Origin of the sequence: Colwellia sp. MB02u-9 (assembly GCF_014077085.1) — a bacterium.
GTDB lineage: Bacteria > Pseudomonadota > Gammaproteobacteria > Enterobacterales > Alteromonadaceae > Cognaticolwellia.
In genome coordinates this window covers 46,059-61,559 of the sequence record NZ_JACGVF010000070.1, presented here as the reverse complement: position 1 = coordinate 61,559, position 15,501 = coordinate 46,059, and the positions used below count along the sequence as shown (strand labels likewise).

General features: G+C 39.3%; 9 protein-coding genes and 1 tRNA gene. 5 read left to right on the top strand and 5 right to left on the bottom strand.

Translation table 11 applies throughout. The features are described 5' to 3' along the window. The 3 genes from H4J65_RS03905 to H4J65_RS03895 are packed head-to-tail and all read left to right on the top strand — an operon-like array spanning position 1 to position 3,485. The gene (locus tag H4J65_RS03905) at positions 1–864 is read left to right on the top strand and encodes an XrtA-associated tyrosine autokinase (RefSeq protein WP_182137254.1); all 864 of its coding nucleotides are present in this window, start codon (positions 1–3) and stop codon (positions 862–864) included. Continuing rightward, positions 821–2,449 carry a TIGR03016 family PEP-CTERM system-associated outer membrane protein gene (locus tag H4J65_RS03900; protein ID WP_182195675.1) on the top strand — a complete coding sequence of 543 codons (1,629 nt, stop codon included), beginning with the start codon at positions 821–823 and terminating at the stop codon, positions 2,447–2,449. Before H4J65_RS03905 ends, H4J65_RS03900 begins: the two co-directional genes overlap by 44 nt. Positions 2,450–2,453: 4 nt before the next feature. Further along, positions 2,454–3,485, top strand: a complete 1,032-nt coding sequence (locus tag H4J65_RS03895) for an XrtA/PEP-CTERM system-associated ATPase (protein ID WP_182196037.1) — start codon at positions 2,454–2,456, stop codon at positions 3,483–3,485. A gap of 469 nt (positions 3,486–3,954) precedes the next feature. Here H4J65_RS03895 and prsR read toward each other — a convergent pair whose 3' ends face one another. From prsR to H4J65_RS03875, 4 genes are read right to left on the bottom strand one after another with little or no spacing between them, the layout of a single operon-like run. Continuing rightward, positions 3,955–5,304 carry a PEP-CTERM-box response regulator transcription factor gene (gene prsR / locus H4J65_RS03890; protein ID WP_182195672.1) on the bottom strand — a complete coding sequence of 450 codons (1,350 nt, stop codon included), beginning with the start codon at positions 5,302–5,304 and terminating at the stop codon, positions 3,955–3,957. Positions 5,305–5,317: 13 nt separating this feature from the next. Further along, positions 5,318–7,375 carry an XrtA/PEP-CTERM system histidine kinase PrsK gene (gene prsK / locus H4J65_RS03885; RefSeq protein WP_182195669.1) on the bottom strand — a complete coding sequence of 686 codons (2,058 nt, stop codon included), beginning with the start codon at positions 7,373–7,375 and terminating at the stop codon, positions 5,318–5,320. Positions 7,376–7,378: 3 nt separating this feature from the next. Then, positions 7,379–10,423 (bottom strand): efflux RND transporter permease subunit, encoded by a 3,045-nt coding sequence (locus H4J65_RS03880; RefSeq protein ID WP_182195666.1) that lies wholly within the window; start codon positions 10,421–10,423, stop codon positions 7,379–7,381. A gap of 5 nt (positions 10,424–10,428) precedes the next feature. Continuing rightward, positions 10,429–11,421: an efflux RND transporter periplasmic adaptor subunit gene (locus tag H4J65_RS03875; protein WP_182195662.1), complete on the bottom strand. Its 993-nt coding sequence runs from the start codon at positions 11,419–11,421 to the stop codon at positions 10,429–10,431. Positions 11,422–11,880: 459 nt separating this feature from the next. On the opposite strand from H4J65_RS03875, the gene H4J65_RS03870 reads away from it, so the two are divergent. After that, positions 11,881–11,957, top strand: a tRNA-Arg gene (locus tag H4J65_RS03870). 153 nt (positions 11,958–12,110) lie between these two features. Here the strand turns inward: H4J65_RS03870 and H4J65_RS03865 are convergent. Then, positions 12,111–14,654 (bottom strand): TonB-dependent receptor domain-containing protein, encoded by a 2,544-nt coding sequence (locus tag H4J65_RS03865; protein WP_182195657.1) that lies wholly within the window; start codon positions 14,652–14,654, stop codon positions 12,111–12,113. A gap of 287 nt (positions 14,655–14,941) precedes the next feature. Here H4J65_RS03865 and H4J65_RS03860 point away from each other — a divergent pair, with 287 nt between their 5' ends. After that, entirely contained in the window at positions 14,942–15,346 is a 405-nt protein-coding gene (locus tag H4J65_RS03860) for an OsmC family protein (protein ID WP_182137247.1), read from the top strand. The last annotated feature ends 155 nt before the right edge of the window (positions 15,347–15,501 follow it).

Genomic DNA, 15,501 nt, shown 5'->3' with positions numbered 1-15,501 from the left:
ATGAGTATTATCGAAAAAGCGCGAGCAAAACAACAACAGAAAAGTTTAGAAACCTCCGTTAAGGAGGCTCAATATCCGCTAGAAGAAGAGAGCATTAACGAGCCTATTGACGCAAGTCCAAAGCACGAATTAACCCTGGATAAAATAGCTTTAGCAGAGCGCGGTTATCTGATTGATAACGGTACCCGAAAAAGTATCAAAGACGAATTCCGTAAAATCAAGCGAATACTGCTGAACAATGCTTTTGGTAAAGCGGCAAAAACACTACACCATAGTAATTTAATTATGGTCAGTAGTGCTAAACCCAACGAAGGTAAAACCTTTGTTGCAATTAACTTAGCGTTAAGTATAGCGCTTGAACAAGATAAAACGGTATTGCTTGTCGATGCAGATGTTCTGCGGCCAAGTGTTATGCGTGAATTAGGTATCGAAGAACAGCTTGGTATGATTGATTATTTACTGGGTAAAACAGAACAGGTAAGCGATATCATTTACAATACCGATATTAATAAATTGAAATTAATACCGGCGGGAAAACTACATCATTTGTCTAACGAATTATTAGCCAGTGAGAAAATGGCCACATTGGCTAATGAGTTGGCTAATCGTTATCCCGATCGTATCGTTATTTTTGATTGCCCGCCATTAATTGGCGTCACAGAAACACTGGTATTAGCAAATTTAATGGGGCAAGCAATCATTGTTGTTGAGGAATCAAAAACCTCAATTGTTGATATACAGGCGGCAACTGAACACCTCAACGAAAATTTAGCTTTGGGGCTGGTACTTAATAAAGCAATAAGATCTCATAAGGATTTGTATGGCTACTACGGCTACGGCTATGGGTATGGCACAAAAAACTAAACTCTCGACTGTTTTTTTAGCATTGATTTACTCTAACTTTGCTTTTTCAGGTGATTGGCAATTTGACCCGAGCATTAATCTTGATGAAACTTATACTGACAATGTTAGTTTAGTTTCTAATAATCAACAGTCTAGCTTAGTAAGCCAAGCTGGGGTTAATATAAAAACCAGTTATACCGCACAACAAGCAAAATTCACTTTGTCGTCGCAAAGTCGTTATGCACTTTATAGCCATAATCATAAACTTGATAATGACTACCACACGATAGCGAGTGATTTACGGTTGCAGCTTTGGCCTAACGGCCTTGTACTTTTTGGTGCTGCAAACATTTCAAACCAATCCCGTAATCGCAGTAGAAATGCCTTAGCAGATATCGTCTCAGCCGATACTGTGCGAGTAGAAACCTATAACGGTGGCCTTGAGTATAATATTGATAATAGTGATTTTATCTTGAATTCTACTCTGGGCTATCGTCAAACCAATTCAGAAGATAACATTGGTAATCGTCAAGGTGTAGTTGCCAATATCAACAGTACCAACGGCACAAGCGCTCGACATGCCTTTTGGTCACTAGAGCATAATTATCAAAAGCTAAGCAACAATAACCGGAATGGTAAACAGAGCCAAAGCGAAGCCATAATAGGGTTAATCACTGACTATAAAATCAATCCTTTTGTTCGCTACTATAATGAAGACAATAGTGGTGATTTAAATAATTCAAATCGTTCAATAGAATCAAATTCATATGGTGTAGGTGTACGCTGGTTAATTTCTCCCCGACTGCGTCTCGATACTTCCTATAATAAGCCGATTGGTAAAAAACTCGATATTGATGGCGATGAACAAAAAGCCTATGTTGATGCTGCGGTGCTATGGCAACCATCAACCCGTACCAAACTATCCGCAAATTTTTCTGAACGCTTTTATGGTAATAGTTATGGCCTTGATTTAACACATAGAAATAGGCGTTTAACCAACACCATTAGTTATGTTGAAGATATTCAGACCTTAACTCGTAATAATTTTGTGGCTAACATAGTCGGGTTTTATTTATGTCCTAATAATAATTCGTTACTAATAGAGGAGTGTATTCTCAGTGAGGGTGACACTATTATTCCTGACAATCCTAATGACCCTAACGGTCAGGACTATGTGATATTGGCAATTCAAGATTTTACTTTAGTAGAAGATAACGTTTTTTCACTTAATAAAACGCTTAGCTGGAACTCTTCACTGACACTGCCGCGCACAACGATTACTTTTAATGCGAATCAGCAAAATCGCGAAAATCTCGACACCCGTATTGAAGACGAATTGAGCTCAGCAAGTTTAAGCATAAAGCGAAAAGTCAGTGGCCGTTCTAACGTTAGTTTGAATTTATCTTACACTGAAACTAGTTTACAACTTGATACCGAATTTGAGCGAACCGATCGTTATCGACGTTACCAACTAGACTACGAAACATCCTTAAATAGTGCATTGTCTTTTAATGTCGCTGTGAGCTATCTAAACAGAAGCTCTGGCAATGCTCCGCTCAATTATGAAGAAGGCCGCGTTAGCGCCAAAATTACCAAAGGCTTCTAGTCGTATGTATGAAAGTTATTATGGTTTTAAAGAAAGACCATTTCAATTAAGTCCCGATCCGAGATTCTTTTTTGCTTCTAGTCATCATCAAAGAGCCCTGTCATACCTTCAATATGGCTTAGATCAAGGTGAAGGATTTATCGTGGTTACTGGGCCAATAGGTACTGGAAAAACTACTATCGCCCGCAATTTATTAAATAACTTATGTGATAAAAGTATCGTAGCAGCTCAGCTTGTTACCACTAAACTAAATCCTCAGGAGTTACTCGAATTAGTCGCTTCAGAATTTGACATCTCTGTTATTGGTAATAGCAAAGCAGATTTACTGCAAGGCATTGAAAAATTTCTGATTAGATTACATCAGCAAGGAAAAAGAGCTTTATTAATTGTTGATGAAGCGCAAAACTTACCGAGTGAAACCGTTGAAGAGTTACGTATGTTGTCTAATTTCCAACTGGATAATAAACCTTTAATACAGAGCTTTTTACTTGGCCAAGAAGAACTAAAAGGCATTATACAAGCGCCTAATATGGAGCAGTTTCGCCAACGTATTATTGCTTCTGCACATTTGAAACCTTTATCAAAAGCAGAAGTGAAAGAATACATAAATCATCGCTTGCAGCAGGCCGGTTGTATTAAAGATGATTTGTTTTCCAATGCGGCATTTGACCTCATTCATGAGAAAACCCTCGGTGTGCCACGAAAGATAAATATTTTTGTCGACCGCTTACTTTTATTTGGTTTTTTGGAGGAACTTAAAAGTATAGACACTGATGCGATTAATGAGGTTGCGCAAGAAATGACAGTTGAACTTACCGGCTCACTAAATACCGCAGAGCTGGCCAGTAATGAGCCAAGTCAAGTTGTGGTAAATTCTTCAGAAAAAGTGGAAAGCATTAAAGAGATATTAAGAGAAGTAGAAGAAATACTGGAAGGTAATATAAAACAAAAAATAAAAATGGCTCGTTATGTTGATAAAATACTCAAACATAAAAGCCGTATTTACACCAATACAGACGAGAGCACTCAAAAATAATCCACCTTATGGTTATAGCTTTGCCTACGCAGGTTAAGTGTAGGTTGAGCTAAATTCCAATCGATGAAGTAATAACCACTGCGAATGTTTTTTGGCCTATCAAGTTAATCGCCCACTTAACGATTGACGGACTGAAGTCCGACCTACAAAAAAATTGCCCTGCCTAGGTTGAGCTAAATGCCAATCGATGAGGTAGTAGCCACTGCTAATTTTTTTGGCCTATCACGTTAATCGCCCGCTTAACGATTGACGGACTTAAGTCCGACCTACAAAAAATTGCCCTGCTTGGGTTGAGCTAAATGCCAATCGATTAAGTATAACCACTGCAAATATTTTTTGGCTTATCACGTTCATCGCGCGCTTAACGATTGACGGACTGAAGTCAGACCTACAAAAAAATTGCCCAAGGGAGATTATCACCCCTGGGGTCAATGTAGGTTGAATTTTAGTCCATCAAGTTAAATGACATTTAACCATTAACTTTTAACCCATACTTTTCTATTAATGAATAAAGTGTTGGCCGAGTTACACCAAGCAAATCAGCTGCTTTGGACATGTTGCCGTCAGAGAGTGTATAGGCTTTTTGAATGGCGATTGATTCAGCTTGCTCACGTACTACACGTAAATTAAGTGAGAGTGCAAAACTTTTATCTTGATGATCAAAGAAACCTAAGTCCATGGCGGTTACCTGTGTGCCCGTCGTCATAATAACCGAACTTTTCACCTTGTTTTGTAACTCACGGATATTACCTGGCCACTTGTGCGCTTTAATCGCGCTTAATGCATCTTCAGAGAAACTTTTAACGTTACGCTTATATTCGATAGCATAATGTTGAAGAAAGTACTGTGCAAGGATGATGACGTCTTCATCTCGATCACGTAACGGCGGAATATTTAATGTAATTTCACTCACACGATAAAACAAATCTTCTCGAAAGGTCTTATCAGCAACCATCTGTTCAAGATTTTGATTTGTCGCGCAAACAACTCTGACATCAACTGAAATTTCTTGTCGGCCGCCAAGACGCTCTATATTTTTTTCCTGCAAAAAGCGTAACAATTTGGCTTGTAAACTATAGGGCATATCACCAATTTCATCGAGAAATAATGTCCCGCCTTCTGCACATTCAATTTTTCCTTTGGTGGTCCGATGCGCGCCAGTAAAAGCGCCTTTTTCAAAACCAAATAATTCGCTTTCTAATAAAGTCTCTGGAATAGAGGCACAATTTATCGCAATAAAAGGCTTTTTTTTACGATCACTCGCTAAGTGCACAGCATTAGCCGCTACCTCTTTACCGGTGCCACTTTCGCCTAACAGTAAAGCCGTTATGCTGGTTGGAGCAATACGTTTTACCATCATGCGCAAACGTTCAATACTCTCACTATTGCCAATAATACCCATGTCACTGCCGGCAACCGCACGCATTTTCCGGTTTTCTTCTTCAATGGCTGCCAAACTAAATGCACGAGAAACAATGACATTAATCACGTCAGTTTCAATCGGCTTTTGATAAAAGTCATACGCGCCAGCAGAAATCGCTGCTAACGCATGAGTTCGATCATCATTGCCGGTGATGACAATAACTTTACTATGAGGTGCAATAGTCAAAATTTCTTGCAATGCAGCTAGACCTTCTGACGCGTTAGCTGCATCGGGTGGTAAGCCCAAATCTAAGGTGATAACTTTAGGTTCATGACGGCGAACCGCAGCAATCGCGCTTTCACGATCGCCTGCGAGTACAACATCGTAATCAGATAAACTCCATTTTAATTGCTTTTGGATGCCTTTATCATCGTCTACGATTAACAACTTTTCCATGCTAGTTGGATCCTTATAGTAAATCTTGACCGCTTATTGCGCCCGCTAATTTTAATGGCAGATCGATAGTAAAAACTGTTCCCTGTTTAGGCGTACTTGCTACTTTGATAATACCTGCCATATTTTCAAAAAACTGCTTTGCTTCGAATACTCCGATGCCCATGCCAGCATTACCTTTGGTTGAGTCAAAAGGTCGAAACAATCGACTTTTAATAAACTCTTCACTCATGCCACAGCCATTATCTGCAATGATAATTCTAATGGTACGTTTTTTTTCAATAAGGGATACTTTTATCCAACCATCCTTTGTTGTTGCTTCTTGTGCGTTTTGTATCAAATGATGCATAACAGATTGAAAAGATTCACTATCTATATAAGTCACACAACTACCTTGTTGCTCAAATTCAATCCTTGGTAAGCTTTGATTACATTGCGAAACAACTTTTTTAACGATTGTAGCTAAATCTGTCTGGCTATGAGAAGACTGCTCAATCTGTTTTTTTCGCAGTTGAGACAATACTTTTTCTAGCCTTTGTGTTGCTGACTCGACCGTTTCAAAAACGTCATCAATAAATTCAGGATTATTGCGATGCTTTTCGGCATTTGACGTAATTAAGGCTAATTGCGCCTGAACATTTTTCAGATCATGTACCAAAAATGCTGACATACGATTAAAGGCATCAAATTGCTTTGATTCACTGAGTTTATCGGTGGCTTCATAGAGTGAAATAAAATTGCCAAGTTGTTTAGATATGGCAAATAATAAATCTCTGTCCTCCCAATTTAATCCTTTGAGTTCATTTTCATCAGCAAGTAAAAATAAGCCATAAAATGCTTTGCCAATAAATATTGGCACTATAATTTGAATCTTGTTAGACCGACATAGCGCAACATCTAAGGTTAACTCAGGATAAAGCAAAGGAGAGTTTTCGTATTCATTTACGTCAACTATCCAACCTTTTTGGTGGCAGAATAGCCCAACCTCCAAAAGCTGTTTTTCTATCTCTTCATTGATTTCAAGCCCATCGCTGTATTGAATTTGATATTGTTGGTTGGTAAACTTTTTAATGATCGCCCCACGTGAAGCATCTACTTTAGACATCATAATGTGTGTTGCCATTTGATAATGACTTTCGCCGCTAGCCGTTTCGATTTTTTCAATCAGATTTAACCACTCGTCGCGATATTCATATTTATTGGCAAAAAAGTTTTTGGCAATAAAAACTTTAACGCGACGGCGCAAAGACTCTGTAATCAGCAAAGCAACAAGGACAATACCACTGAGCATTAAAAAGCCAATGCTAACTAAATCACCCCATTGTCCGCCTAGGTAATTTATAACATAACCAGTAAATGACATTAGCAGTAAGTAAGCGCCTGCTATCATTAGCATTGAGCTGTAAAAAACAACGTGACGAGAGACAAAAATACGCACTTCGCCATTGTTAATACGGCGAATGCTGATCAATAAAAGTGGTGCAACAAGTAGCGCTAAGAAACCTCGGCTAAACCAAAAGTTAAAATCAATGCCATCAACCATGGCGGCTTGTGCATATAGCACAAAGTCAAATATAGCAACACTGGCAAGAGCGACGACCAAGGGCCAAATAGCCCAACGCACTTGTCGGCTAGCATTGCGATAAAGCTGTTCAAGCAACACCAATATCCACAAATTAAGCACGATAAACAGCAAGAATATATATTTGTAGGCGGAATCTAACCAGTAGCTTGCTAGCCAACAGCCCAACATCAACAGTAGCCAAACACCAAGGTATTGGCGAACGGTGTAATTGCTCATCAGTGCTTTAAAGTCACGATGTTCAGTATTAAATAAAATAATTAATAACGACCAACAGGCTATTTTAATGCCATCTGCTAACATAGCCCATTGCAGGCCATAACCTAATTTAATTTGTAGGGCAGCCACTAGATTACTGCTTAACGTGACTAAGGTACAAAATAATACCGCCTGTGCAATTAAGCTGCGGTTACGGGCAGCAATAATCAGCAGTGCGAGTAATACATAGACCACGACGGCTAAAGAGAAGCCTAATAAACCAATAAAATCCATAAATTATGCTTTGATCTTTCTTGAAGGGCCTGTTTTTGTAAATAACTCGGTGAGTATGGGCACAATGATAAAACTCGCAATAGCCGAGACACATAAGCCAGAAATAATAACGACACCCAAGGGTTGCCACAAACTGCCACCAAAAAGTGTTAAGGGTAATAAACCGCCAATAGTCGTCATTGTTGTTAATAATATCGGCGTAAAACGCGTGGCACTGGCAGATAAAATAGCTTGTTTTTTATCTAAACCTGTTGATAAATTTCGGTTGGTTGTGTCGATTAAAATAATGGCATTATTAACCACAATACCAAAGAGGCTTATCAAGCCAATAAAAGCCATCATAGAAAATGACAGGTTAGTTAAATACAAGCCAAATACTGCGCCTGCCATAGCAAAAGGTATTGAAGTAAAAATGATCAGTGGCTGTGAAAATGATTTAAACTGCAACACTAGAATAGCAAAAATACCGATAGCGGTTATTAACATAATTTGTGATAGGCCGGAAAAAGACTCTTGTCGAGACTCTTCTTCTCCGCCTAAGCGGTAATACATACCTGCTGGCAATGTATACTTGTCTAGGTAGTTAACCACTTCACTGGTGATTGCTTGCACAGAATAACCTTGGGCTGCATCAGCTGATACACGTGCCATACGTAACTTTTGATAATGAAAAAAATCTGTCCGGCCTTTCTGCAATTTTATCTCAACAAACTGGCCTAAAGGAATACTCTCTCCTTGTTGATTAACAATCGTTATATCAGAAAGCCCAGTTAAACCACTTTTAGGCCGACGTACTAAAATAGGATAGTTTTCACCATTAACATCATTAAATTGTCCAATAAATGTGCCTGAGAGCGCGGTTTGAATACTATTATCCAACTGATTTATGTCAATGCCTGACAGTGCCGCTTTATCATAATCTATCGCTAAGGCTAATTCAGTATTGGCAATACCAATAGGGTTATCTATATTAATCACACCTTCAATTGCAGCCATTTGGCTTTGTAAATCATCGGCAACCTCTTCAAGATCAGATAAGGATTCGCTGATCAATCTAACGGTAATCGGCTGATCAGTCACCGGGCCTTGAGTAAATTCTTTCACAGTAATTTTTGCTTGATGCCATTGTGAAAATTCTGCTCGTAACGCTTTGACCAAAGTATTTACTGCTGTTTCATCATATGACTGCAATACCAATAGCACTTGACCATAACTTGCTACACCACGTTTAGGAATTTCGTTGTAATAAATACGGGGATTAGAGCTACCAACATTAAGGGCAACTTTATCAACATAGGGTTGAGTTTTAATAAATGCGGTCATCGAGTGCATAACATCGTTGGTATAATCTAATGATGAATTAGCCGGTGTTTCAACGTCAATTAACAACATTGCTTTTTCAGCTTTCGGAAATAAGCTCACACCTACTTGCCCAAAGAGAGATGCCATAGCAAATAAGGCGACGAAGGCGAGCACTAACATGATAATTTTTATATTCATTAAACGACCTAGCCACCCAACATAATAGCGCTCAGCAAATAGGTTGGCATAATGTTGTAGCGCTTTAACTTTACTGGGTTTTTGACTAAAAAATTTACTGGCCAGTAAGGGGGTAAGTGTTAGGGCAATCAGCAAAGACGCCAACAGTACCAATACCACAGTCACTGGCATCGAACGCACAAAATCACCTGTGTCGCTCGCCAGCATAAGCATGGGTAAAAAAGCCAACATGGTCGTTACTGTGCCACTTGTAATGGCCCAACCGACTTTACTGGTGCCTACTGCCGAGGCTTGCGCCAACGTTGGTGCATTTTTCTTTTCCCGGTGAATACTCTCTGTGACGACAATGGCATTATCAACTAACAAACCTAAGGCAATAATTAACCCCACGATAGACATTTGTTGCAGGCCAAAACCGGCAAAATCGAGCCAACCAATAGCAATTAAGAAAGACAATGGGATGGCAATGATGACCACAATAGCTTCGCGTAACCCTAAAAATATTAATGACATTAGCCCGACCAGTACTAAACCTTGCCATAAATTATCAAAAAAGCCGTTAACGCGATTTTCTACACCGTCAGATTGTTTAAACAGCATGGCTGTTTTAATGGTGTCAGGCAGGGTTTGTTTAAACGCCAATATTTCTTCATCGATGGCTTCAGTGAGCGCAAATATATTGGTATTTGATCTTTGCTCTACCGTCAAAAATATCACAGGCTTGGTATCATAGTACGCCAAATAGCTCGGCTCTCTACTAGAAAAACCGACACTGGCGACATCTTTCAAACGAATAACGCCCGTGTCATTCGAAAATACCACTGTGTTGTTAAGCTCGTCAATATGTTGAAAGTTACCACTGGTTTTAACGTTAAATCGCCGTGTATTAGCGTCAACAAAACCGGGTGTGATGTTAATAGCCCGTTTTTGTAGCAAACTATTAATGGTGAGCATACTAATGCCGTAGTGTTTTAACATTTCAAGGTTTAAATCTACGGCAACCACTTGTGTGGGATAACCCCATATATCGGCTTTTTTTACCGCTTCAATAGCTTCTAAACGTTTTTCAAGCTGTTTTGCGTGAAATTCCATACTTTTATAGTCAGTGGTTTCACTCCAAAGCGCCAACTGAATAATAGCCACACTAGTGGGTGTTGCTTTTAACACTAAGAGATCTTGTACACCTTGAGGTAAGCTTGGCTTGACCGTTGATACCGCTTGTTTAACTTCGTTATAAGCGGTATTTGGATCGCTACCATATAAAAAAGTTACCTCGATGCGGGCACCACCATTTTTAATTTGTGACTCAATTTTTTTAATGCCTTCAATATCAGAAAATTCTTCTTCAAGCGGGTCAACCACTAAGGTTTCAATATCAGTAGGTGACGCGCCTGGGTAGATAATTTCCAGCAAGGTAATTGGAATATCAAATTGAGGGTCTTCAGAACGAGGCATATGAAAATAGGAAACAATGCCAACAAGTACCATCAGCACAACAATAGTGAAGGTAAACTGAGCATTTTTTATGGCAATACGAGGGAGCTGCATAATAACTAATTTCCAGCCACGACGATATTTTGCCAACCTTTAGTGACTATTTTTAAAGGTTGGCTATTACGCACTGCTTTTAAGTAGACATAATCATTGTCTATCTGGAAGACTTGGAAACTCTGCTCTTTAAAAACTGAATTATCTGATGACTGTACAATAAAAATGGCTTTATCTTCGTCATCAACAGCAACAAGTGCTGCGATTGGCAGCTGATAAACAAACTTGTCACTTTCAAAAGCGATGCTAACTTTGGCAAGTTGTCCCGCGATCATACCTGAGGTTATTTTTATTTTCGGTAACAAAACCTCAATAATGAATAAGTGGCTGCTTTCATTAGCCATGGCAGGGATTTTACTAATAATGCCTTCAACAATACCGGTTTGACTTAAAGCGACGCTGGCTTTTTGACCTAATCGAACTTGGCTAATTTCTTGGCCCGTTAGTGCCACTTTTACCACCCAGTCTAGCTTGGCAACTTTCAGTGCTTGATGGCCTGGGCTTTGAAACTCACCAAGCTCTGTATCGCGGGCTAAAACAACGCCTGAAAACGGTGCGTATATTTTGGCTTTGACTAAATTATAATAAGCTACTTGATAAGCCGCCTGAGTAATTTCTACTCGAGTGATAGCGGCGTCCATATCGCGCTCAGAAGCCAGTTGATTATCCATTAAACCACTAATGCGTTTCACTTCACGCTTTGCTTGTGTCATTTGTGCATAGTTGGAATTTTTCTGTTCTGTTAACTCAGTAATATCAAGCGACGCCAACAATTGCCCTTTCTTAAATTGCTCGCCCTCGTCAATACTGAGTAACGTTAAGTAGCCACTAGTTTTAAATGACAGGCTCAATGTTCTCTTGTAATCAAGCTTGCCAGTACGTTCAATGGTGTCACGGTAAAGTTCAGCGCTGATAACTTCTGTATCATATGACTGAGCCAATAACGGTTTCGCTATTAAGATAAGTGATAAGGTAAATACAATTAAGAGTCGTTTCATAGCCAAGTGTTTACTTATAGGGTCTTGAGATAAAAGATATTATGGTCTTTACTTTAGGCATCTTCATGACGAAAGTACATCTTTTTCCCCATTACATTAACAATATATTAATCTTATGTTAATGTAATGGCCTATTCTTCGCCTAGTGAAAACCGCGTAAACAGCTTGTTATGCCGCCAGATTAATAGCGTATTTAAAGCTAATTTACATAAATAACTCACAAGTGAAGTTTTTACATAATAAATGTCGCAATCTTCTAGACATAAACGACGATAATCTATAGTATTTGCCGCGCTTAAATCTTTTCAATATGCTCCTATGCTTCAGCTAGATACAGCACTGTCTCTAAAAGGGAAGTTGATTAATAAAGCGTTAACAATCAATTTGATCATTAGATGATTTTATTCTTATTGAATGATAATTTATTGTTTGTTATATCTATGTAACACAAGTCAAAAACCACCCGTAGCTCAGCTGGATAGAGTACACGCCTCCGAAGCGTGTGGTCACAGGTTCGATTCCTGTCGGGTGGGCCACTTTCTCAAGAGATGCCTAGATTAATTTCCGTTATTTACCAAGCGCTTATTCAAACATCAAATTATGGCTGTTATTGAATAAAAAGAGCACTACTGTGTAGTGCTCTAATAATAATAAAATTTAATGTAATTTTCTAAACTAGACTCTAGAAACTAGAAACTAAAGTTTACTCGTGCGTAATAGCTCATGCCATCGAAGCCATAAGGTAGCGCTCTGACTGGGTATTTAAAGGCGCCATTAGTAATGAAGTTTAACACTTCATCTTCACCAAGCTCATCGGGTGTCTTATCAAATAAGTTATTTATACCGGCAGATAATTGTAAAGTATCGCTAAGCTGATACGCTAAATTAACGTCAATTAATACTGCTGACTCTACGACACTGGTCGGTTTAAAACTGCCTGTTGGTGATAAAAATCCCGGTAGTCCGATATGATCATTACCAAAATACATAATGTCAGTTTCACCATAGTAATTGGCTCGAATAACGCCACTCCATGCTTGGTTACTATAGTCAAAGGTCAAAGTAGCACGTTGTTTCGGTTGTCCATCCGTTAAGAAGCTACGTTGTAAATCGTCTAACGCGACAGTTTCTGGAATACCTTCTGGCGAGTTTACACTATCAATTGTAGTCTCATTTAAATTACCCGCGAGCGTTACGTCTAAATTACCTGCTAATAGCTCTGTCTGATAAGTAATAACAAGGTCAAGCCCTTGGGTAGTTGAGTTCACTGCATTTGAGAAGTAATTACCTTGTACTGCCCCTGTAGCGTTTAGCGCCGTCACTGCCTCAGTGTTAAATGACACGTCATTAGCATTTAACAAACTGCCTAAGGTAATACGGTCATCGATCTTTACTCGATAGGCATCTAAAGATACCGACAGTGCACTGTTAACATCATAAACCAGCCCTAAGCTTAAATTTTTAGATGTTTCAAGCTGTAAACTGTCTACACCTAATGCTGAGGGAAAGGCTGAACCCGCTGTTGCGGTGAATGATGACAATAACACGCCACCTGCACCTAAATTAGTGGTATAGGCAGTATATGCACTTTGCTGAAGAGATGGTGCTCTAAAACCTGTTGATACTGCTCCCCTAACGGCTAAACTATCTGTAAGTTCATAACGCGTTGATAACTTACCGATGAGCTTGCTGCCAGCTTCAGAGAAATCTTCATAACGCAATGCTGCGCCTAAGTTCCATTGCTCTGTTATTTGCTGTTCAAGATCAAGATATAAGGCATAGCTGTGACGGTCTGCATCATTTGCTGCATCTGGTCTTAAGCCTGGATAAGCTTGAAAACCACAACCTGCAAAAACATTACTGTCGATCACAGACGCAGAAGAGGTTGAACTATTATTTGCACCACAAGCATAAGAGGCTACTTCACCGGCAACAATTTCATAATTTTCTTGGCGATATTCAGCACCAAAAGCAACAAACAGCGTTTCGCCACTATTCATTTCAATAAGACCTGAAATATCAGCGTTAAAGGTTAATTGATCATACCTAAAGCCACCAGAGTAACCTGATGTTGGGCCGGCATTATTAGCAATGTCTTGATCGCTTGCGGTAGGGTTCAGTGCTAGATATTCTGCAGCATAAGAAGCGTTGATAGTATTGTTTGAATAAAAGTCATATTCATTTTCGCCATAGGTAGCGGAAACATCAAAACTCCAATCATCACTTAGCTCACCCCTTAGACCCAATGCTGTTGATATATCTTGTGCTTCATTATCAATTCTAGGTAAAAAGCCATCTGGATAGATTTGGGGTACATTCTTTTCGGCTTCATTAAAGCTACGGTAAAAGCCATTACCTAAAGCGGTTCTATTTGAGTATCCGCCAAAAGCATAAAGCTCCATATTTTCTAAGGGTAGCATGGCGTTATAGAAAAATGACTTAAAGCTTGATTCAGCATTACCTTGGCCCCATCGTACCTTTTCAGATAAAGTACCTGGTGGCGTGGTTGAACTGCCGCCGGTATCTTTTTGCGCGCGATTAGTGCCGTCGTAATCTCTATATTCAGCGGTTAAATTAATAAACCCGCCCTCGTTGCCTAAGTCAAATCCCGTATTTAAGCCTGCAACTAAAACATCACCGTCGCCCTCTCCTGTAGCACCTGTTTGGATAAAGCCCGATGTCACATTTGTGCTGTCTTTAAGCTCAAGGTTTATCACACCGGCGATGGCATCAGAGCCGTACTGAGCAGCGGCGCCATCGCGAAGTATTTGCACATTTTTTAACGCGGTCATGGGGATTGCATTCATATCAGTGCCGGCAGCACCGGCACCAACGGTACCATTTAAACCAAAAATGGCTTGATTATGACGTCGCTTGCCGTTGACTAGCACTAAGGTCTGATCAGGTTGTAGACCTCGAAGCGTTGCCGGTCTAAATAAATCAGAGCCATCTGATACTTGTGTTCTACTAAAGTTAAATGACGGAGCCATCGCCTGAAGACTTTGACCTAATTCGCTAAAACCACCTTTAGTTAGTGACTCACTGGAAATAATATCAATGGGGGAACTTGACTCAGTTGCTGTTCTACTTGAAACACGAGAGCCAAGTATTGCAATGGTTTCTAAACTTTCATCAACAGAGGCTGTAGCAGCCGCAAAAGATGATGAGCAAGAAAATGATGTACCTATAGCGATAGCTAGGGTGTGTAAACGAAAGTATTTATTAAAGAACAACTTTTTCACCTTTAATTTAGAAATAGAAAAAACCACAAATTTGTGGCGATAAATTTACAGTGAAACTAAACATTTTTCCATCATTTTATTGACAATTAACAGGCGATCCAATATTTGCCTGATTTATCCTGCGATCAACAAAAGTTTCATTGATAACAATATAAATAGACTTAGATTTGCCTAGCCGCCATTGATATGATTTCAGCAACAAATGTCATTGGAGTTAGTAGCTAATGTTATTATAAATAGTTAAGATTCAGCTGAATTTAACACTCAGGAAGATATAAATGAAAGCACAAGTAAAATGGATCGGCGAAGAAATGTTTATCGGCACCTCTGAAAGTGGCCACACGATTGTATTAGATGCGAACGCAGGTGCTCTTGCGCCAAGCCCATTAGAAAGTGTATTAATATCTCTAGGCGCTTGTTCTTCCGTTGATGTGGTGAGTATATTGGAAAAAGCACGACAAACTATTACTAGCTGTAAAGTTGAAATATCAGCTCAGCGTGTTGATTCTGTGCCAAAATTATTTTCTGATATCCACTTACATTTCGTTATTCAAGGTGACGATGTGGGTACTAAGCATGTTGAGCGTGCGGTCAGTTTATCTGCCGATAAATATTGCTCGGTAGCATTGATGCTTAATAAGTCGGTTAATATTACTCACGACTTCGAGGTTATTAGCCGGTAACGCATTTGCCATCATTGTGGCTGCTAGGGTAACCTTCTTTTTACCCTAGCAACGCTTTAAGCTGTTTATATTGAATGCTAAAGTCAGCTTGCTGATTAAATAGGCAACATCAAGATACCAAGGCTTAGATACTAGCCGGCATTAATCGACTTGTA

Excerpts from the sequence above, each read along its gene's own strand:
- H4J65_RS03875 (WP_182195662.1), bottom strand. The coding sequence starts at position 11,421 with ATGAAACGACTCTTAATTGTATTTACCTTATCACTTATCTTAATAGCG.
- H4J65_RS03895 (WP_182196037.1), top strand. The coding sequence starts at position 2,454 with ATGTATGAAAGTTATTATGGTTTTAAAGAAAGACCATTTCAATTAAGT.
- prsK (WP_182195669.1), bottom strand. The coding sequence starts at position 7,375 with ATGGATTTTATTGGTTTATTAGGCTTCTCTTTAGCCGTCGTGGTCTAT.
- H4J65_RS03860 (WP_182137247.1), top strand. The coding sequence starts at position 14,942 with ATGAAAGCACAAGTAAAATGGATCGGCGAAGAAATGTTTATCGGCACC.
- H4J65_RS03880 (WP_182195666.1), bottom strand. The coding sequence starts at position 10,423 with ATGCAGCTCCCTCGTATTGCCATAAAAAATGCTCAGTTTACCTTCACT.
- H4J65_RS03900 (WP_182195675.1), top strand. The coding sequence starts at position 821 with ATGGCTACTACGGCTACGGCTATGGGTATGGCACAAAAAACTAAACTC.
- prsR (WP_182195672.1), bottom strand. The coding sequence starts at position 5,304 with ATGGAAAAGTTGTTAATCGTAGACGATGATAAAGGCATCCAAAAGCAA.
- H4J65_RS03905 (WP_182137254.1), top strand. The coding sequence starts at position 1 with ATGAGTATTATCGAAAAAGCGCGAGCAAAACAACAACAGAAAAGTTTA.